This is a genomic window from Streptomyces coelicoflavus, assembly GCF_045041415.1.
GTDB classification, from domain to species: domain Bacteria; phylum Actinomycetota; class Actinomycetes; order Streptomycetales; family Streptomycetaceae; genus Streptomyces; species Streptomyces coelicoflavus.
Genome location: NZ_CP108218.1, coordinates 5,215,993 through 5,235,587 on the forward strand (window position 1 = coordinate 5,215,993; position 19,595 = coordinate 5,235,587).

Annotated in this window: 20 protein-coding genes; 13 read left to right on the top strand and 7 right to left on the bottom strand. The window is 70.3% G+C overall.

Features of this window, described 5'->3' with window-relative positions; genetic code table 11:
* The first annotated feature begins 29 nt into the window (after positions 1–29).
* The gene (locus tag OHA99_RS23195; protein ID WP_405697613.1) at positions 30–1,502 is read left to right on the top strand and encodes an FAD-binding oxidoreductase; all 1,473 of its coding nucleotides are present in this window, start codon (positions 30–32) and stop codon (positions 1,500–1,502) included.
* Between the two features lie 25 nt (positions 1,503–1,527).
* Here OHA99_RS23195 and OHA99_RS23200 read toward each other — a convergent pair whose 3' ends face one another.
* Positions 1,528–1,965, bottom strand: a complete 438-nt coding sequence (locus tag OHA99_RS23200; RefSeq protein WP_405697614.1) for an SsgA family sporulation/cell division regulator — start codon at positions 1,963–1,965, stop codon at positions 1,528–1,530.
* A gap of 293 nt (positions 1,966–2,258) precedes the next feature.
* Between OHA99_RS23200 and OHA99_RS23205 the strand changes: the two genes are divergently transcribed.
* On the top strand, positions 2,259–3,803 hold the full coding sequence (locus OHA99_RS23205) for an RDD family protein (RefSeq protein ID WP_405697616.1): 1,545 nt from the start codon (positions 2,259–2,261) through the stop codon (positions 3,801–3,803).
* A gap of 267 nt (positions 3,804–4,070) precedes the next feature.
* On the top strand, positions 4,071–4,784 hold the full coding sequence (locus OHA99_RS23210; protein WP_165685858.1) for an RDD family protein: 714 nt from the start codon (positions 4,071–4,073) through the stop codon (positions 4,782–4,784).
* A 9-nt stretch (positions 4,785–4,793) separates the two neighbouring features.
* Here the strand turns inward: OHA99_RS23210 and OHA99_RS23215 are convergent, their stop codons facing one another.
* Positions 4,794–5,087, bottom strand: a complete 294-nt coding sequence (locus OHA99_RS23215; protein WP_194280070.1) for a hypothetical protein — start codon at positions 5,085–5,087, stop codon at positions 4,794–4,796.
* 446 nt (positions 5,088–5,533) lie between these two features.
* Between OHA99_RS23215 and OHA99_RS23220 the strand changes: the two genes are divergently transcribed.
* Positions 5,534–7,879: an immune inhibitor A domain-containing protein gene (locus OHA99_RS23220; protein ID WP_153179632.1), complete on the top strand. Its 2,346-nt coding sequence runs from the start codon at positions 5,534–5,536 to the stop codon at positions 7,877–7,879.
* Between the two features lie 146 nt (positions 7,880–8,025).
* Positions 8,026–8,370: a hypothetical protein gene (locus OHA99_RS23225; protein ID WP_153179633.1), complete on the top strand. Its 345-nt coding sequence runs from the start codon at positions 8,026–8,028 to the stop codon at positions 8,368–8,370.
* Positions 8,371–8,380: 10 nt separating this feature from the next.
* Here the strand turns inward: OHA99_RS23225 and OHA99_RS23230 are convergent, their stop codons facing one another.
* A complete protein-coding gene (locus tag OHA99_RS23230; protein ID WP_007388567.1) occupies positions 8,381–8,968 on the bottom strand; it encodes a nicotinamidase in 588 nt (195 codons plus the stop codon).
* A 111-nt stretch (positions 8,969–9,079) separates the two neighbouring features.
* Positions 9,080–10,426 (bottom strand): nicotinate phosphoribosyltransferase, encoded by a 1,347-nt coding sequence (locus tag OHA99_RS23235; protein WP_153179634.1) that lies wholly within the window; start codon positions 10,424–10,426, stop codon positions 9,080–9,082.
* Positions 10,427–10,534: 108 nt separating this feature from the next.
* Here OHA99_RS23235 and clpS point away from each other — a divergent pair, with 108 nt between their 5' ends.
* From clpS to OHA99_RS23270, 7 genes are all read left to right on the top strand, one after another.
* Positions 10,535–10,852, top strand: coding sequence for an ATP-dependent Clp protease adapter ClpS (gene clpS / locus OHA99_RS23240; RefSeq protein WP_153179635.1), 318 nt, complete (start codon positions 10,535–10,537; stop codon positions 10,850–10,852).
* Positions 10,853–10,905: 53 nt separating this feature from the next.
* Positions 10,906–11,514: a DUF2017 domain-containing protein gene (locus OHA99_RS23245; RefSeq protein ID WP_153179636.1), complete on the top strand. Its 609-nt coding sequence runs from the start codon at positions 10,906–10,908 to the stop codon at positions 11,512–11,514.
* A 360-nt stretch (positions 11,515–11,874) separates the two neighbouring features.
* Entirely contained in the window at positions 11,875–13,302 is a 1,428-nt protein-coding gene (locus OHA99_RS23250; RefSeq protein ID WP_153179637.1) for an amino acid permease, read from the top strand.
* A 166-nt stretch (positions 13,303–13,468) separates the two neighbouring features.
* A complete protein-coding gene (locus OHA99_RS23255; protein WP_007388578.1) occupies positions 13,469–13,891 on the top strand; it encodes a Mov34/MPN/PAD-1 family protein in 423 nt (140 codons plus the stop codon).
* Between the two features lie 79 nt (positions 13,892–13,970).
* Complete coding sequence (locus tag OHA99_RS23260) at positions 13,971–14,066, top strand: putative leader peptide (protein WP_309546867.1); 96 nt, start codon at positions 13,971–13,973, stop codon at positions 14,064–14,066.
* A gap of 99 nt (positions 14,067–14,165) precedes the next feature.
* Entirely contained in the window at positions 14,166–14,453 is a 288-nt protein-coding gene (locus OHA99_RS23265; protein ID WP_007388579.1) for a MoaD/ThiS family protein, read from the top strand.
* Positions 14,454–14,459: 6 nt separating this feature from the next.
* Positions 14,460–15,410: a PLP-dependent cysteine synthase family protein gene (locus OHA99_RS23270; protein ID WP_405697624.1), complete on the top strand. Its 951-nt coding sequence runs from the start codon at positions 14,460–14,462 to the stop codon at positions 15,408–15,410.
* Between the two features lie 63 nt (positions 15,411–15,473).
* On the opposite strand, the gene OHA99_RS23275 is transcribed toward OHA99_RS23270, so the two are convergent.
* The gene (locus OHA99_RS23275; protein WP_164384559.1) at positions 15,474–15,629 is read right to left on the bottom strand and encodes a hypothetical protein; all 156 of its coding nucleotides are present in this window, start codon (positions 15,627–15,629) and stop codon (positions 15,474–15,476) included.
* Between the two features lie 204 nt (positions 15,630–15,833).
* Here OHA99_RS23275 and OHA99_RS23280 point away from each other — a divergent pair, with 204 nt between their 5' ends.
* Entirely contained in the window at positions 15,834–16,586 is a 753-nt protein-coding gene (locus tag OHA99_RS23280) for an MBL fold metallo-hydrolase (protein ID WP_153179640.1), read from the top strand.
* A 100-nt stretch (positions 16,587–16,686) separates the two neighbouring features.
* Here OHA99_RS23280 and OHA99_RS23285 read toward each other — a convergent pair whose 3' ends face one another.
* Positions 16,687–17,937, bottom strand: coding sequence for a PTS transporter subunit EIIC (locus OHA99_RS23285; protein ID WP_007388569.1), 1,251 nt, complete (start codon positions 17,935–17,937; stop codon positions 16,687–16,689).
* A gap of 227 nt (positions 17,938–18,164) precedes the next feature.
* Positions 18,165–19,460 carry a PTS transporter subunit EIIC gene (locus OHA99_RS23290; RefSeq protein ID WP_164384561.1) on the bottom strand — a complete coding sequence of 432 codons (1,296 nt, stop codon included), beginning with the start codon at positions 19,458–19,460 and terminating at the stop codon, positions 18,165–18,167.
* Positions 19,461–19,595 lie beyond the last annotated feature (135 nt).

Consider the following 19,595-nt stretch of genomic DNA (forward strand, 5'->3'; position numbering starts at 1 on the left):
TTCACACCGATGGCCGTGGATGCGAGCCTTTGATCATGAGCCGTATCGAAGCGCCTCGCGACGAAGACGACGCAGCCGCGGCGGTCGACAGCACCCCCGGCCGCCCCCGCGCCGACCGGTCCGCCCTCGTCGACCGGTCCGCCCTCGTCGACCGGCTGCTGGCCGGGCTGCCCGCCGGATCCGTCCTCACCGACCCCGACGTCACGGCCTCCTACGCCCACGACATGGCGAGCTTCTGCCCGGCCGGTGCCCCCGCCGCGGTCGTCCTGCCGCGCACCGTGGAGGAGGTCCAGCACGTCATGCGCACCGCCACCGAGCTGCGCGTCCCGGTGGTGCCGCAGGGCGCCCGCACCGGTCTGTCCGGCGCGGCCAACGCCACCGACGGCTGCGTGGTCCTCTCCCTGACCAAGATGGACCGCATCCTGGAGATCAACCCGGTCGACCGGGTCGCCGTCGTCGAACCGGGCGTCGTCAACGCCACGCTCTCCCGCGCGGTGAACGAACACGGCCTCTACTACCCGCCGGACCCCTCCAGCTGGGAGATGTGCACCATCGGCGGCAACATCGGCACCGCCTCCGGCGGCCTGTGCTGCGTCAAGTACGGGGTGACCGCCGAGTACGTCCTCGGCCTCGACGTCGTCCTCGCCGACGGCCGCCTGATGTCCACCGGACGCCGCACCGCCAAGGGCGTCGCCGGGTACGACCTCACCCGGCTCTTCGTCGGCTCCGAGGGCTCCCTCGGCATCGTCGTACGGGCGGTCCTCGCGCTGCGTCCCAAGCCGCCCGAACAGCTGGTGCTGGCCGCCGAGTTCGGCTCCGCGTCGGCCGCCTGCGACGCGATCTGCGCGATCATGGAGGGGGGACACGTCCCCTCCCTCCTCGAACTGATGGACCGTACGACCGTCAAGGCGGTCAACGACCTCGCCCACATGGGTCTGCCGGAGACCACCGAGGCACTGCTCCTCGCCGCCTTCGACACCACCGACCCGGCCGCCGACCTCACCGCCGTCGGCGCGCTGTGCGAGGCCGCGGGCGCCACCCAGGTGGTCCCGGCCGAGGACGCCGCCGAGTCCGAACTCCTCCTCCAGGCCAGGCGCCTGGCCCTCACCGCCCTCGAGGCCGTCAAGGGCACCACGATGATCGACGACGTGTGCGTGCCGCGCTCCCGGCTCGGCGACATGCTGGAGGGCATCGACCGGATCGCCGCGAAGTACGGCCTCACCATCGGCGTCTGCGCCCACGCGGGCGACGGCAACACCCACCCCACCGTCTGCTTCGACGCCTCCGACCCCGACGAGTCCCGGCGGGCCCGCGAGTCCTTCGACGAGATCATGGCCCTCGGCCTGGAACTCGACGGCACCATCACGGGCGAGCACGGCGTGGGCGTCCTGAAGAAGGAGTGGCTGGCGCGGGAGATCGGCCCGGTGGGCCTGGAGATGCAGCGGGCCGTCAAACAGGTCTTCGACCCGCTGGGCATCCTCAACCCGGGCAAGCTCTTCTGATCCGGTAAGCCGGACTGCCCGGCGTTCACCGGGCGAGCAGCTCGGCCAGCCCGTCGTCGAGGCTGAGCCGCCCGCCCTCGGTCCCCGGCGGCACCGTCCGCAGGGTCCGCTCCAGCCAGGCCGACACCTGCGGGGTGGGCGCCTCCAGGAGGGCGTCGCCGTCCGGGCTGCTCAGCGCGACCAGCACGACGCTGCGGCCCTCCGCCTTCGACGGCCACACCCGCACGTCGCCGTGCCCGGACGGCCGGAAGACGCCCTCGACCAGCAGGTCACGGGCGAACGTCCAGTGCACCGGGTGGCCGGAGTCGATGTGGAAGGTGACGTGGACGGCGTAGGGGTCGTCGGTGTGGTAGGTGAGCCGGGCCGGCACCGGGACGCCGTGCTCGGGCGACAGGATGAGCCGCAGCTCCAGCTCGCGCTCGACGACGGTGGGCCGGGCGGGGCCGGTGGGGTCGGTGTGCATGGCGGGGTTCCTCTCCCGTGTCTCGGACGTTCCTTGCCCGGGGAGAGCGGCCCGGGGCCGGAGCATTACGCGGGTTCGCTGAACTTTTTTCCGAACCCCGGTCCGGGGACCCGGGTGTCCGGGTGTCCGGGAAGGGGAGGGTGTCCGTGTGTCCGGGAGTCCAGGTGTGAAGGTCCCTGCACGAGGTTGCCCGGAAAGGGGCGGGTACGGCGGGACCGGCCGTGCGGATTGCGCCCGTCTGATAGATGTTGGAGCCCCTCTATCAACCCCCGAGCAGATACGGGACGACGGACATGAGCGCCCCAACCCCGGCCCCCGGCGACGACAGGCCCCGCGAAGGGTATTACCCGGACCCGTCCATTCCTGGATACGTCCGGTACTGGAACGGCGCCTCCTGGGTGGCGGGCACGAGCCGGCCCGCCCCCAAGGACGGCGAGCCGCTCGCGCCACCGCCCGGCGCGCGGCCCTCCGTCGAGGAGACAGGACCGCACTTCTTCGACGAGGACCCGGTCGAGGACCCGCCGCCCGCCGCCGCGTCCCAGCACGGCAGCCGGCCGGAGTCCGCCACGGCCTGGGGCGCCGACCGCTCCGGTCCCGGCGGCACCCCGGACCAGCGCGTCGCCTGGCCGGGCACGGCGCGGGGCGCGGACCCGAGGGTCCCGCACGCCCGGCAGCCGGCACCGCCCGCCGACGGCACCGCGGACGCGGGCGGGCAGGGCGACGCCGCACCGGCCCCTGCCCGGACGTCGGGCTCAGGCCAACCTGGCCAGCCTGGCCAGGCTTCCGGCTCCGGCCCTGCCCAGGCTCCGGGCTCCGCCGCTGCTTCCGCCCCCGCCCCCGCCTCCGCGTCGGCGTCGGCGTCCGCTTCTGCTCCCGTCTCCGGTTCCGCTTCCGGCGAGGCGGAGGCCGGGAACACCTTCGTCTTCCGCCGTCCCGCGGCGGGCCCGCAGGGCTCCCCGGCCCCGGGCGGCTCCCCGGCCCCCGCGGAGGACGAGGGCACCATGACCTTCCGCGCGGTCACCCCGCGCACGGGGCCGCAGGCCGGCGGCTCCGGTTCCGCCACGGGTTCCGGCTCCGGTTCCGGCCCGGGCTTCGCGGCCGGCAAGGCGGCCGCCGCCCGGGCCGCCGCGGCGCAGGCTCCCGCGGCCCCGGCCGCCCCCGCGGTTCCGCACCAGGCGCCCCCGCCGCAGCCCGCCCCTTCCGCGCCGGTCGCGGCGGGCGGTCCCGGCGGCGGGCAGTCCTCCTGGGCGCAGCAGGTGCACCGGCTGGCCGGGGCGGGCGGGGACGAGCAGCCGGTGGCCCCGTGGAAGCCGCCGGTCGAGGACGTGTTCCAGGCCGCCGCCCGGCGCCAGGCGTCGGCCCGGCCCGCCGGGCTCGGCAAGCGGCTGACCGCCCGGCTGATCGACACCGTGGTCCTGGCGGGCGTCACCGCCGTGGCCGCCGTACCGCTCGGCGTCAAGGCGATCGACCACGTCAACGACAAGATCGACGAGGCCAAGCTCTCCGGCGAGACCGTCACGGTCTGGCTGCTGGACGGCACGACGTCCACGTACCTGGGCATCGTGCTCGCCGTCCTGCTGCTCTTCGGCGTCGTCTACGAAGCGCTTCCCACCGCCAAGTGGGGCCGCACCCTGGGCAAGAAGCTGCTCGGCCTGGAGGTGCGGGACATCGAGGCCCACGAGCCGCCGTCCTTCGGCGCGGCCCTGCGCCGCTGGCTGGTCTACAGCGTGCCGGGCCTCCTGGCCGTCGGCGTGGTCGGCGTCGCGTGGTGCCTGTTCGACCGCCCCTGGCACCAGTGCTGGCACGACAAGGCCGCCGGCACGTTCGTCGCGGGCTAGCTTGGCGGGTGGGGCCGGGGTGAGCTGCGGTCTCGTCTTCGGCCGCGGGTGCGTTGTGGTTGCTCGCCAGTTCCCCGCGCCCCTTTCAGGGGCGTCCAGTGCACGTACCTAAAGGGGCGCGGGGAACTGCGCGACCAGCCCCCACGCACCCGCAGCCGCCGACGCACCGTCAGCCCCCGCCCCGACGGCGTCGGACCACGCACCCGCGCTACTCCGGACGGCCGCTCGCCGGATGCGGGAAAAGAGACTCCGGGTTCGACTCGGGACATGAGCAGCGAACCGCCCCCCGGCTCCGGCGGGCAGCAGCCGCCGGACGACGACCCGCTGAGGAAGAACCCCTACGACAACCCGTCCCCGCCCCCCGGCGGAGGGGACCCGTACGGCGGCGCCCCGCCCCCCGGCGGGGGGAGTCCCTACGGCGGCGCCCCGCCTCCCGGCGGCGGAGGTCCCTACGGCGGGCCCCCTCCCGGCGGCGGCCCCTACGGCGGTGCCCCGTACGGCGGAGGCGGCTACCCCAACGACCCGCTGGCCGGGATGCCCCCGCTCGCCGACAGCGGGCGCCGCACGCTCGCGCGGATCATCGACATGATCCTCGTCGGCATCGTGGTCTGGCTGCTCAGCTGGGCGTTCAACGTCCAGGAGTACTCCGTGGACGGCGACAACGTCTCCGTCGGCAAGTCCTTCGGGCAGTCCGTGATCGCCGCCGTGCTCTACATCGCGTACGACACCTACATGACCACGAAGACGGGCCAGACCCTCGGCAAGAAGTGGCTCGGGATGCGGGTGGCGAACCTGGACAACGGGGCGACGCCCTCGGTGCAGACCTCGCTGATCCGGGCCCTGGTGCTGTGGATCCCGTTCGCGTTCTGCTGCGCCTGCGTGTGGACGGTCATCGCGGGCGGCTGGAGCTTCTTCGACAAGCCCTACAAGCAGGGCCTGCACGACAAGGCGGCCAAGACGGTCGTCGTCAGCACCCGATGACGGCCCGTCTCAGGCGGCCCGTCCGCGTGTCGACTCCCCGGCGCTCGCGGAGACGCGGGCCGGCGAGGGCATCCGTACCGGTTCCCGGCCCGCGCCGGGCCGCTGGGCCGGCGTGTTGGTCGCCGTGCGCGTCCCGGGCAGGGGGACCGTCATGGCGACCAGCAGCCCGAGGGCGAGGGCCGCGACGGCGATGAGAGCGACGCCGGGGCCCGAACTCGTCCGCGACAGCAGCAGCATGGCGAGCGTCGAGAAGATCACGGTGCACGAACCGTAGGCGAACTGTGCGGCAGTCGGACGGGGCATGGCCATCGTGTCCTCGGAAGACGGTGGGAGACAATCGCGGGGCGGGATGGGCTGTCGGCCTGGCTTTCCGCCGGTCTCCGGGCGTTCCGCCAAGCGACTCTAACCCGCTGTGTGCCCGAGTGGAACCAGTAGTAAGCACGACCTAACCGGCACGGCCGATGCACGGGGGGCGCACGGATTCATGGCGTCCGGAGAGCGGACGGTCCCGCGCGCCCGTCGGAACCGGCCGACGGCCCGCCGGGACCGGTGAAGGTCACGATCAGGTGTCCGCAAAGCGAACGGCGCCTCCGCATAGTGCAATTGTTCTGCTCAAGTCAAGGTCTGTCTTTTCCGCCGAACCTCTAGTCAAATGTCGTCACTTGAATACACGCGTTGATCACGTGTGCGCGGACTTGCACTGTCCTTGTCCCCCCTTCCGCGCGCGTGGACGCGGGGGAGGAAATCAAGTGACCAGAAGACCCTGGACGTTCAGAACGGCGGCGACCACCATCGCGCTCGCCACCGCGACCGCCACGCTCTCCGCGGCCGGCGTGGCGCAGGCGGACTCGCCGTCCCGGCCGGAGGCCGTGAACCGCCACGATCCCAGCCCGGACAAGACCGCCCGCTCCCACGACCTCAAGGGCCCCCTGAGCGACACTCAGGCCGCCCAGCGCGAGGAGGCCCTCAAGCAGGTCCTCTCCGGCAACGCGTCGGTGAAGAAGAAGGACGGCTCGAAGGTCGTCCAGCTGAAGAGCAAGAAGGGCGACGCCAAGTACGTCGAGCTGGGCCGGGAGAAGACCGACAAGATCTTCACCATCCTGGTCGAGTTCGGCGACAAGGTCGACAGCCGCTACGGCGGCACCCCTGGCCCGCTGCACAACGAGATAGCCAAGCCGAAGCGCAAGGAGGACAACTCCACGGCCTGGCAGGAGGACTACGACCAGGACCACTACCAGGACCTGTACTTCGGTTCCGGCAAGGGCGTCAACTCGGTCAAGACCTACTACGAGAAGCAGTCCTCCGGCCGCTACTCGGTCGACGGCGAGGTCGCCGACTGGGTCAAGGTCCCGTACAACGAGGCCCGTTACGGCTCCAACAAGTGCGACCCCGACAACTGCGCCTGGTACGCGGTGCAGGACGGCGTCACCGCCTGGGTCGCCGACCAGAAGGCGGCCGGCCGCACCGACGCCCAGATCAAGTCGACGCTGACCCAGTACGACCAGTGGGACCGCTACGACTTCGACGGCGACGGCGACTTCAACGAGCCCGACGGCTACATCGACCACTTCCAGATCGTGCACGCCGGCGAGGACGAGTCCGCGGGCGGCGGCGCGCAGGGCGAGGACGCCATCTGGGCGCACCGCTGGTACGCCTTCGGCACCGACGCCGGCGCCACCGGCCCGGCCGACAACCAGCTCGGCGGCACCCAGATCGGCGACACCGGCATCTGGGTCGGCGACTACACCATCCAGCCGGAGAACGGCGGACTCGGCGTCTTCGCCCACGAGTACGGTCACGACCTCGGTCTGCCGGACCTCTACGACACCAACGGCGGCGACAACTCCACCGGCTTCTGGACGCTGATGTCGTCCGGCTCGTGGCTGGGCACCGGTCGCAACGAGATCGGCAACCTGCCCGGCGACATGACCGCCTGGGACAAGCTCCAGCTGGGCTGGCTGAACTACGACACCGCCAAGGCGGGCGTCAACTCCTGGCACAAGCTGGGCCTGGCCGAGTACAACACCAAGCACAAGCAGGGCCTGGTCGTCGAGCTGCCGAAGAAGGCGGTCACCACCGAGATCGTTCCCCCCGCCCAGGGCGAGACCCAGTGGTGGAGCGGCAGCGGCAACGACCTCAAGAACACCCTGACGCGCAGCGTCGACCTCACCGGCAAGTCGTCCGCCTCCCTCACCCTGGACGGCTGGTACGACATCGAGGCCGACTACGACTACCTCTACACCGAGGTGTCCACCGACGGCGGCGCCAACTGGACCGCGGTCGACGGCACGTTCGACGGGCAGCCGATCCAGCGCGACGGCAGTGACAAGCCGGCCCTGAGCGCCACGGTCGACGCCTACGGCAAGCTCGTCTACCCGCTCGACGCCTACGCCGGCAAGAAGATCGACCTGCGCTTCCGCTACCAGACCGACGGCGGACTGGCCATGAAGGGCTTCGCCGCCGACGAGATCGCGGTGACGGCCGACGGCGAGACCCTGTTCTCCGACAACGCGGAGACCGAGGACGCCGCCTGGACGGCGGACGGCTTCACCCGCAAGGGCGCGTCCTTCACCAAGGACTACGCCCAGTACTACATCGCCGAGAACCGCCAGTACGTGTCGTACGACAAGACCCTCGAGGTCGGCCCGTACAACTTCGGCTTCTCGGAGCGTCCGAACTGGGTCGAGCACTACGCGTACCAGAACGGCCTGCTGATCTGGAAGTGGGACACCTCCCAGGCGGACAACAACACCAGCCAGCACCCCGGCAAGGGCCTGATCCTGCCGATCGACTCGCACCCGACCGCGCTGAAGTGGAAGGACGGCACGGTCATGCGCAACCGCTTCCAGACGTACGACGCGCCGTTCAGCCGCTTCCGCACGGACGGCATGACGCTGCACAAGGCGGACGTCGCGAAGTACGTCCCGGGCTCGAAGGGCGTCTCGGTCTTCAACGACCGCAAGAACGACTACTACGACCCGGCGAACCCGACCGGCGGTGTCAAGATCACTGACACCAACACGAAGATCAAGATCCTGAAGGAGGCCAAGAACGGCTCGACGATCGAGCTCGAGGTTGGCCCCGCGGGCAGGTAAATAGCATCTGCCCAGGTCAGAGCATGATCGGCGGTGACCCCCTGGCGGGTCACCGCCGATCCGTGTTTAGGTGCGTCCTGTGGTTCTCTTATTGACACCGGGTCCGGTGACCCGACCGACCCAGGCTGACTCGGGGGTATGACCGCATGGCCGCAGGAGGCTTCTGCAAGCTGCCGAACGGCACGGTGGTGGTGGCACTGAACCTGCCCAGCCCCGCCGGGCCGGAGGCCGGGGGAGTGCGCTTCCTCGTCCACGCCCAGAACCGGGCGCGCGCCCTGACCAGGCTGCGCAACCTGGGGCTGCGCAGCGTCTACCTGCGGGGCAACGCGGCCCCGCCCACCCCGGACGAGGTCACCGCGGTGCTGCACCACCCGGACGGCCTGATATGGCGTACGGCACCGGTGACGGGCGCGATGGCCGGCCCGGACCTGGTCCAGGAGCTGTGGCACCCGATCCGTGCCCTGCTCAGACGCCCGACCGCCCAGATGTAGAGGCTCGGCCCTACTGCACGACCGGCTTCCCGGACAGCTCCACGCCCGCCTCCCGCAGCTCCTCCAGCGCCCGCTCGGTGGTCTCCGCGGCCACCCCGGCGGTCAGGTCGAGCAGCACCTGCGTACGGAAGCCCTCGCGGGCGGCGTCCAGGGCGGTGGCCCGCACGCAGTGGTCGGTGGCGATGCCCACGACGTCGACCTCGTCGATCTCGCGGGACCGCAGCCACTCGGCGAGGCCCGTGCCGTTCTCGTCGGCGCCCTCGAAACCGCTGTAGGCGGCCGTGTACGCGCCCTTGTCGAAGACGGCGTCTATCGCGCCGGAGGCGACGGCGGGCGCGAAGTTCGGGTGGAAGCCGACCCCCTCGGTGCCGGCGACGCAGTGCGCCGGCCAGGAGTGGACGTAGTCCGGGTTGTCGGCGAAGTGGCCGCCCGGCGCGATGTGGTGGTCGCGGGTGGCCACCACGTGGCGGTAGCCGGCGGGCGCCTGCCCGATCAGCTCGGTGATGGCGGCGGCCACGTCGGCACCGCCGGACACCGCGAGGCTGCCTCCCTCGCAGAAGTCGTTCTGCACGTCTACGACGATCAAGGCGCGGCGCATGGTCGGTGTCCTTCGACTGGGGCGAGTGCGGGTCGGTGCGAATCGGACGGGTGGGGCTGGTTCCTGCGGGTGGTACGGGGCTCGTTCGGCCCTTGCGGGGCCGCACCAGCATTAGCTACCCGAGCCCCCCTGCGCGTACTCCGTCGGAATGACGGGTTCCCCTCGGGAGAGCTGGGTGGCGGACAGCGGAAGGTTGGCGCGGGCGGCCGCGTGGCGGTCCCGGACGGCGTCCAGCGGCTCGCGGGCGACGACCTCGCCGCCCTTGACCAGCTCGACCAGGAGCTGGCGGTCGGCGAGATCGTCGGGCACCGGACCGGTGCCGACCACCTCGGCCTCGGCGTACCCCTCGGCGTCCAGGCGCCGGGCGGCCCACTTGCGGCCGCCGACGGAGGTCTTGCCGCCGCTGGACCTCTTGGCCACCGGCACCAGCGGCGCGCCCTCCTCACCGGACTCGGCGCGGGCGACCAGCTTGTAGACCATCGAGGCCGTCGGGTGCCCGGAGCCGGTCACCAGCTGGGTGCCGACGCCGTAGGCGTCCACGGGCGCCGCCGCCAGCGAGGCGATGGCGTACTCGTCCAGGTCCGAGGTCACGACGATCTTCGTCTCGGTGGCGCCCAGCTCGTCCAGCTGCTGGCGCACCCGGTGCGCGACCAGGAGCAGGTCGCCGGAGTCGATGCGCACCGCGCCCAGCCCGGGCCCCGCGGTCTCCACGGCCGTACGGACGGCCTCGGCGACGTCGTAGGTGTCCACCAGGAGCGTGGTGCCCGCGCCCAGGGAGTCCACCTGGGCGCGGAAGGCGTCGCGCTCGTTGTCGTGCAGCAGGGTGAAGGCGTGGGCGGAGGTGCCGACGGTGGGGATGTTGTAGCGGAAGCCGGCGGCCAGGTCGGAGGTGGTCGCGAAGCCGCCCACGTACGCCGAGCGGGCGGCGGCGACGGCGGCCAGCTCGTGGGTGCGGCGGGCGCCCATCTCGATCAGCGGCCGGTCGCCGGCGGCCGACGACATGCGGGAGGCGGCGGCCGCGATCGCCGAGTCGTGGTTGAGGATGGACAGGATCACCGTCTCCAGCAGCACGCACTCGGCGAAGGTTCCCTCCACCCGCATGATCGGCGAGCCCGGGAAGTACATCTCGCCCTCGGGGTAGCCCCAGATGTCGCCGCCGAACCGGTACCGGCCGAGCCAGTCCAGGGTCTCCGCGTCGACGATGTCCGTCTCGCGCAGGAAGCGCAGGACGTCCGCGTCGAAGCGGAAGTTCTCCACCGCGTCCAGCACCCGTCCGGTGCCCGCCACGACGCCGTAGCGACGGCCGTCCGGCAGTCGCCGGGTGAAGACCTCGAACACGCTCCGCCGCCCGGCCGTACCGGCCTTCAGGGCGGCTTGGAGCATGGTCAGCTCGTACTGGTCCGTGAAGAGCGCCGTCGAGGGGACGTCCACCGGCAGCCCAAGGTCCGCTGTGTTCATATGACGGATCGTACCCCCATTTCGTCACTCTGACGATTTCGGGCGCCGACCGGTCCGGTGACGCCCGCCACAGGCCCGTTTGTGCGGGTGCCCCCCTGTGGTGGCAGCATGGGCACTGTGACGGCAGCCGCACCCATGGAGATCGAGAAGACCGAGCCGGCGGAGGAGGTCTTCGCCGTACCCGAGCCCGACGTGCCCTGGGTGACGATCGTCCACAACGATCCCGTCAACCTCATGAGCTACGTGACGTACGTCTTCCAGTCGTACTTCGGCTACTCGAAGGACAAGGCCACCAAGCTCATGATGGACGTCCACCACAAGGGCCGGGCGGTCGTCTCCAGCGGCAGCCGGGAGGAGATGGAGCGGGACGTACAGGCCATGCACGGCTACGGTCTGTGGGCCACCCTCCAGCAGGACCGGAAATGAGCCCGGAAACGAACCACGCCCGCCCGCAGGACGGAAGCAGCTGAATCGCCTTCATGCCCGGACAATTCGAACCGCTCCCCGGCGGCGGCGCGGCCGTCGCCCTCGACGACGTCGAGATCTCCATCATCCGCTCCCTGGCCGTGCAGCTCCTGGAGCTGATCGGCCCCGGACCCGCCGAGGACGCCTCCGACGACCCGCTCGCCGAGCTGTTCGCCGAGGGCCCGAGCGAGCCGCCCTCCGACCCGGTGCTGCGCCGCCTGTTCCCGGACGCCTACGGCGACCCCGAGGGCGCCCCGCAGGCGCAGGAGGCCGAGGAGCAGCGGGCGCACTCCGCGGAGTTCCGCCGCTACACCGAGAACGACCTGCGGGCCGGCAAGCGGGACAACGCGCTGACGGTGGTCCGCACCCTGGACGCCCTGTCCTCGGCGTCGGCGGGCGAGGAGGGCGCGGTGCTGAAACTGTCGCCCCAGGAGTCCCAGCAGTGGCTGCGCGCCCTGAACGACCTGCGCCTGGCGATCGGGTCCCGGCTCGAGATCGCCGACGAGGACGACACCGACCTGCTCTACCGGCTCCCCGACGAGGACCCGCGCAAGCCGATGGTGATGGCGTACCTGTGGCTCGGCGGGCTCCAGGAGTCGCTCGTCGCGACGCTTATGCCCTGAACGGACCGTTTTCGTGACTCTCCGTGGTCATGTGTCCGCTCAGCGGAGCCTCAAATCCGGATAACGATCCCGTCAAAGCCGCACCCCTTTTTGACGAAAAGGGGTGCGTTTTGTCCGGTTCTCCCTGTGTGACACGTCACAATCCACCCCTGTGATCAGCGTCGCGGTCGTGGTAAATCTTCACGACCGCCCGGCGAACACCACCCGAATGTTCGGCCGGGTGCGCCACCGAGCCGGCAGACCGCCGGCCAGGCACCGAGCGGGATGTGAGGCCCGCTCAGCTCCATCATCCGGGGGGATCGAGACCCGATCCGAGGCCGCGTCAAGGCCCGGATCGGCATGGAGAAAGGCGCACCACACATGACCTCTGCGCAGGTCGACACGGACAAGGCCCCCGAGGAGGGCTACGAGCGCGGGCTCAACAGCCGCCAGGTCCAGATGATCGCGATCGGCGGCGCCATCGGCGTCGGCCTCTTCCTGGGCGCCGGGGCCAACATCGCCAAGGCCGGCCCCAGCATCATCCTCATGTACGCCCTCGCGGGCGTGATCATCTTCTTCATCATGCGGGCGCTCGGCGAGCTGCTCCTCTACCGTCCCGTCTCCGGCTCCTTCGCCGAGTACTCGCGCGAGTTCCTCGGCCCCTTCTTCGGCTACTTCACCGGCTGGACGTACTGGCTGATGTGGGTGGTCACCGGCATGGCGGAGCTCACCGCCGCCGCCATCTACATCCACTACTGGTTCCCGGACATCCCGCAATGGGTCTCGGCCCTGGTCTTCCTGGTCCTGCTGTTCGTGGCCAACCTGATCTCGGTGAAGCTGTTCGGCGAGATCGAGTTCTGGTTCTCGATGGTCAAGGTCACCGCCATCATCGGCATGATCGTGATCGGCGTCGGCGTCCTCACCCTCGGCTTCAGCCAGGCCGGCGACACCGCCGCCGTCTCCAACCTGTGGGAGTTCGACGGCTTCTTCCCCAAGGGCATCGGCTCGTCCCTGATGACCCTCCAGGGCGTCATGTTCGCCTACCTCGCCGTCGAGCTGGTCGGCGTCACCGCCGGTGAGTCCGAGAACCCGGAGAAGACCCTCCCCAAGGCGATCAACACCCTGCCCTGGCGCATCGCCCTCTTCTACGTCGGCGCCCTCACCGTCATCCTGGCGGTGGTCAAGTGGACCGAGTTCGCCGAGGGCGTCAGCCCCTTCGTGGAGGCCTTCACCGTCATCGGCATCCCGGCCGGCGCCGGCATCGTCAACTTCGTCGTGCTCACCGCCGCCCTGTCCTCCTGCAACTCCGGCATGTACTCCACGGGCCGCATGCTGCGCACCCTCGCGGACAACGGCGAGGCCCCCAGGGTCTTCAACAAGCTGTCCTCGACCAAGACCCCGGCCATCGGCATCGCCGTATCCGTCGTCTTCATGGCCATCGGCGTGGTCCTGAACTACCTCGTCCCGGAGAAGGCCTTCGGCTACGTCACCTCCGTCGCCACCGCCGCCGGCATCTGGACCTGGCTGATGATCCTGATCAGCCACGTGCTGTACCGCCGCAAGGTCGTCGCGGGCCGCCTGCCCGCCTCCTCCTTCCCGGCGCCCGGCGGCTCGGTCTGCTCCTACATCGCGATCGCCTTCCTGCTCTTCGTCACCTGCCTGATCGCCTACGACGCAGACGCCCGCGTCTGCCTGTACGTGATGGCCGGCTGGGCCGTCGCCCTCGGCATCGGCTGGGCGGTGCTCAAGAGCCGCAACCCGCGGATCACCGAGCGGCCCGGCGAGCCGGAGTTCGAGAAGATCGGCTGACGGACCCGCCGACCGCCCCTGACCAGCGCCTTCGCGCGCACTCCAGGACGTCCGGCCGCCGGGGACGCTCGTGGTGTCCCCACGGCCACCGCTCAGGATGTCCGGCATACGGGCTCCTCCGTACCACCCACCGGTACGGAGGAGCCCGTCTGCTTATCCTGGCCGCATGCTGACCATCACACAGGCCCTGTACGACCAGATCGTCGCCCACGCGCGCGCCGACCACCCCGACGAGGCGTGCGGCGTGGTGGCCGGCCCCGTCGGCGAGGGCCGCCCCGAGCGGTTCATCCCCATGCTCAACGCCGCCCGCTCGCCCACCTTCTACGAGTTCGACTCGCAGGACCTCCTGAAGCTCTACCGCGAGATGGACGACCGCGACGAGGAGCCGGTGGTCATCTACCACTCCCACACCGCCACCGAGGCCCACCCCTCCCGCACCGACATCACCTACGCCAACGAGCCCGGTGCCCACTACGTCCTCGTCTCCACCGCGGACACCGACGGCGCGGGCGAGTTCCAGTTCCGCTCGTTCCGCATCCTGGAAGGCGAGGTCACGGAGGAGGAGGTCAAGGTCGTCGAGGCGTACTGATCTCGCACAACGGACGGAAAGAGTCCATCAGGTGAGATCACACTCCGGAAGCCGGGCCGGGAATCGATACGATGAGCCCATGGTTCTTCTCGACGTGAGCGAAAAGGCGCCGGGCACACTGCTCGTGGCGCGGCTGCACGTCGACCTGTGCAGGCTGAAAAGCGCCATCTGTTGATCCTCGCCGCCGCCGTACGGCCGTGAGCCGCGGCGTGCAGACGTGTGCCGCCGCGCGCCCTACGAACCCACGACAAACTTCCGACAGGAGCACTCAGCCATGGCCATCGAGGTCCGCATCCCCACCATCCTCCGCCAGTACACCGACGGCCAGAAGGCGGTGGAGGGCAACGGGGACACCCTCGCCAAGCTCTTCGCCGACCTCGAGACCCGGCACACGGGCATTCAGGACCGACTCATCGACAAGGCGAACGGCGAGCAGCTCCGCCGCTTCGTCAACGTCTACCTGAACGACGAGGACGTCCGCTTCCTGGACGGCATCGAGACCAAGCTGTCCGACGGCGACAGCATCACGATCCTGCCGGCCGTCGCCGGCGGCATGGCCTGATCGCCGATGCGCTACGACTCCCCGCTGGCCGCGGTGGGCAACACCCCTCTGGTGCGCCTGCCGCGGCTGTCGCCGTCCGAAGACGTCCGCATCTGGGCCAAGCTGGAGGACCGCAACCCGACCGGCTCGATCAAGGACCGCCCCGCGCTCCACATGATCGAGCAGGCCGAGAAGGACGGCCGTCTCACCAAGGGCTGCACGATCCTGGAGCCCACCAGCGGCAACACCGGCATCTCGCTGGCCATGGCCGCCAAGCTCAAGGGCTACCGCATCGTCTGCGTGATGCCCGAGAACACCTCGCAGGAGCGCCGGGACCTGCTCGCCATGTGGGGCGCGGAGATCATCTCCTCCCCGGCCGCGGGCGGCTCCAACACCGCCGTACGGGTCGCCAAGGAGCTCTCCGCCGAGCACCCGGACTGGGTCATGCTCTACCAGTACGGCAACCCGGACAACGCGGGCGCCCACTACGCCGGCACCGGCCCCGAGATCCTCGCCGACCTGCCCTCCGTCACCCACTTCGTCGCGGGCCTCGGGACGACGGGCACGCTCATGGGCGTCGGCCGCTACCTGCGCGAGCACAAGCCGGACGTGAGGATCGTCGCCGCCGAACCGCGCTACGACGACCTCGTGTACGGCCTGCGCAACCTCGACGAGGGCTTCGTACCCGAGCTGTACGACGCCTCCGTCCTCACCACCCGCTTCTCCGTGGGCTCCGCCGACGCGGTCACCCGCACCCGTGAGCTGCTCCAGCAGGAGGGCATCTTCGCGGGCGTCTCCACCGGCGCCGCCCTGCACGCCGCGATCGGCGTCGGGAACAAGGCGGTCAAGGTCGGCGAGAGCGCGGACATCGTGTTCGTCGTCGCCGACGGCGGCTGGAAGTACCTGTCGACCGGCGTCTACACCGCCGAGACGACCGAGGCGGCCATCGAAACCCTCCACGGCCAGCTCTGGGCCTGACGGTCCTCCCGCACGACGGCCCGCCCGCACCACCGCCCCGTGACGTACGCGTCGCGGGGCGCGTCAGTTCTCGGGCCCTTCGCCGGACCCGCCCCGCCCGTCCGGGGGCCGCCGCCCCCGGCCGCGAGGCCGCCGCCCCCGGCCCCAGCCGTCGACGACCGTGGCGACGAGCGCGAGCAGGACCACCGCCGCGAAGACGAGCCACCAGGACGTGTTCATACCGACGACCGTACCGGCGCACACCACCGCCGCGCGCCCCCTCCATCACCCCGCGCGCCCCACTTCCAGCCGAACCGGTGATCCCGCAGGTGAGTTCGCCCACAACGGCCCCTGGCGGAGGAGCGACCACAGGTTTTGCGCCTTACGCTCGACAAACCGCACGACCCCCGTCTCTCCACACGCGCCAGCGGAGGTTTCTGCTTCATGAAGCTCACCGTCGTCGGCTGCTCGGGGTCGTTCCCGTCCGCGGAATCGGCCTGCTCGAGCTACCTCGTCGAGGCCGACGGCTTCCGGCTGCTCCTCGACATGGGCAACGGCGCCCTCGGCGAGTTGCAGCGCCACTGCGGTCTCTACGACCTCGACGCGATCTTCCTCAGCCATCTGCACGCCGACCACTGCATCGACATGTGCGCCTACTTCGTGGCGCGCTACTACCGGCACGACGGCGGCCGCTGCGCGCCGCTCCCGGTCTACGGACCCGAGGGCACCGAGCACCGGCTGACCACCGCCTACGCCGACACCCCCTCCGCCTCCTCCATGAGCGAGGTGTTCGACTTCCACACGGTCAAGCCGTCCACCTTCGAGGTCGGCCCGTTCACCGTGCACACCGAGCGCGTCGCCCACCCCGTGGAGGCGTACGCCATCCGCGTCGAGCACGGCGGCCGCTCGCTGACGTACTCCGGCGACACGGGAGTCACCCCCGTGCTGGACGAACTCGCCCGCGACACGGACCTGTTCCTGTGCGAGGCCGCCTTCACGCACGGCAAGGAGGACATCCCCGACCTGCACCTCAACGGACGCGAGGCGGGCGAGAGCGCCGCCCGCGCCGGCGCCCGGCGCCTGGTGCTCACCCACATCCCCCCGTGGACCGACCCCGAGATCAACCGCGCCGACGCGCGCGAGGTCTACGACGGGCCCGTGGACATCGCCGCGGCGGGCGCGGTGTACGGGATCTGAGCCCAGGACACCCCGGAGACAAGGAAAGGCCCCGGAACCTTCGCGGTTCCGGGGCCTTCCCCATGCCGTACGCCGTGCGGTCCCGCCGTACGGCGAGGGCTCACGCCTTGGTGAGGTCCTCGACCTCCTCCTCGGGCTCGCGGCCCGGGGTCTTCAGGTTGAACTTGACGATCGCGAAGCGGAACGTCACGTAGTAGATCGCCGCGAAGACCAGACCGATCGGGATGATCAGCCATGGCTTGGTGGCCAGGTGCCAGTTCAGGGCGTAGTCGATGGCACCGGCCGAGAAGTTGAACCCGGCGTGCACACCCAGGCCCCACGTCACGGCCATCGACACGGCGGTCAGCACCGCGTGCAGCACGTACAGGACCGGCGCGATGAACATGAACGAGAACTCGATCGGCTCGGTCACACCGGTGACGAACGAGGTCAGCGCGAGCGAGACCATCATGCCGAGGACGGCCTTGCGGCGCTCGGGGCGGGCGGTGTGCGCCATCGCCAGCGCGGCGGCCGGCAGACCGAACATCATGATCGGGAAGAAGCCGGACTGGAAGATGCCGGCGGAGGGGTCACCGGCCAGGAAGCGCGTGATGTCGCCGTGCACGACGTCACCGGCGGAGTTGGTGAAGTCACCCAGCTGGAACCAGGCCACCGTGTTCACGAACTGGTGCATGCCGACCGGGATCAGCGCGCGGTTCACACCGCCGAAGAGGGCCGCGCCGCCGGAGCCGAGGCCGGTCATCCACTCGCCGAAGTTGGAGATGCCGGTGCCGATGGGCTCCCAGACCAGGCCGAAGAAGACACCCACCACGATGCCGACGAACGCCATGATGATCGGCACCAGGCGACGGCCGTTGAAGAAGCCGAGCCAGTCCACCAGCTTGGTCCGGTGGAACCGCTGCCACAGCACGGCGGCGAGCAGACCCATGATGATGCCGCCGAGCACACCCGGGTCGTTGTACGTCGCGGCGACGTCCTCGCCCTTCTGGACCACCGCCTCGGTGACCGGGAAGGCCTCGAGCACCTTGCTGTAGACGAGGAAGCCGACCACCGCGGCCAGCGCGGTCGAGCCGTCGGCCTTCTTGGCGAAGCCGATGGCCACGCCTATGCAGAACAGGATCGGCAGCGAGCCGGTGAGGGCACCGCCCGCGTTGTTGAAGACGGCGGCGACCTTGTCCCAGCCGAGACCGTCCTTGCCGAAGATGTCGTCCTGGCCGAGCCGGACCATGATGCCCGCCGCCGGCAGCACGGCGATCGGGAGCTGCAGGCTGCGTCCTACCTTCTGCAGCCCCTGGAAAAGACCGGATCCCCGCTTCTTTGCGGGGGCCGCCTTGTCGGTGGCGGTACTCATGCTTCCTCCATCGGGTGGTGGTCTACACCACTCAGTGGTGTAGACCTGTTGTAGCACGATGAAGGCCACGTAAGGAACCCGTGATTCCGCGACCGGAGCGCTACGCGCAGTACGCGGCCAAGTCCCCTGATCACAGGCGTGCGAGGGCGCGGAGAAGGCCCCCGGACCGACGGTCCGGGGGCCTTCGCGAGACCACCCTCAAAGGGTACGTGAGGTCGACGAGAGGTCTACACCTTGGTGACGTCCTCCACGTCTTCCTCGGGCTCCCGCCCCGGGGTCTTCAGATCGAACTTCGTGATCGCGAACCGGAAGACCACGTAGTAGACGACCGCGAAACACAGCCCGATCGGAATGATCAGCCACGGCTTCGTCGCCAGGTTCCAGTTGATGACGTAGTCGATCAGCCCCGCCGAGAAGCTGAACCCGTCCTTCACCCCCAGCGCCCACGTCACCGCCATCGACACCCCCGTCAGCACCGCGTGCGCCGCGTAGAGAAGGGGAGCGATGAACAGGAACGAGTACTCCAGCGGCTCCGTGATCCCCGTCACGAACGACGTCAGCCCCACCGACAGCATCAGGCCCCCGACCTCCTTGCGCCGGTGCGGCTTCGCGCAGTGCGTGATCGCCAGCGCCGCCGCCGGCAACGCGAACATCATGATCGGGAAGAAGCCCGTCGTGAACTGGCCCGCGGTCGGATCACCCGCCAGGAACATGTTGATGTCACCGTGCACCACCGTGCCGTCCGGCTTCGTGTACGAACCGAACTGGAACCACATCGGCACGTTCAGGAACTGATGCAGGCCGATCACCAGCAGCGCCCGGTTCGCCAGCCCGAACACACCCGCGCCCCACGCGCCGATCCCGGTCATCCAGTCGCTGAAACTCTCCAGCGCGTCACCGATCGGCGGCCACACCCACAGACACAGCGCCGCGAACACGATCGCCACGAACGCCATGATGATCGGCACCAGCCGGCGCCCGTTGAAGAAGCCCAGCCAGTCCACCAGCTTCGTCCGGTGGAACCGCTGCCAGAAGTACGCCGTCAGCAACCCCATCACGATGCCGCCGAAGACACCCGGGTTCTGGAAGACGAACGCCGTCACCTCACCGTCGCCGCCGGTCGGTTGGCACCCGACCTGCGGCACCACCTCCGACCCCTCCGGGCAGTCCTCCGGAAACTGCCGCAGCACGTTGTAGTAGACGAGGAACCCCGCCACCGCCGCCAACGCCGTGGAACCGTCGGCCTTCTTCGCCATGCCGATGGCCACACCCACACAGAACAGCAGCGGCAGCCCCAGCGACCCGTCGAGCAGCGCACCGCCCGCGCCCGTCATCACCTTCGAGACGTTCGTCCAGCCCAGACCGTCGTCCCCGAACACGTCCGGCTGCCCCAGCCGGTTGAGAATGCCCGCGGCGGGCAGGACCGCGATGGGCAGCTGAAGACTGCGACCCATCTTCTGCAGCCCCTGGAACGCCTTGTTCCAGCGGACTCGAGCGGGACTGACCGTGCTGTCGGCACTCATCCGGTCTCCATTCGGTCGCCGGTACACTGGTGTAGACCAGTAGACGGACGGCTCCGCCGTCGTGAGCCATCATTCGGCACCGACCGCATGACCGCTCGCGAAGTTGGGCCAACTGTGGGTTACTGCGACAAAGCG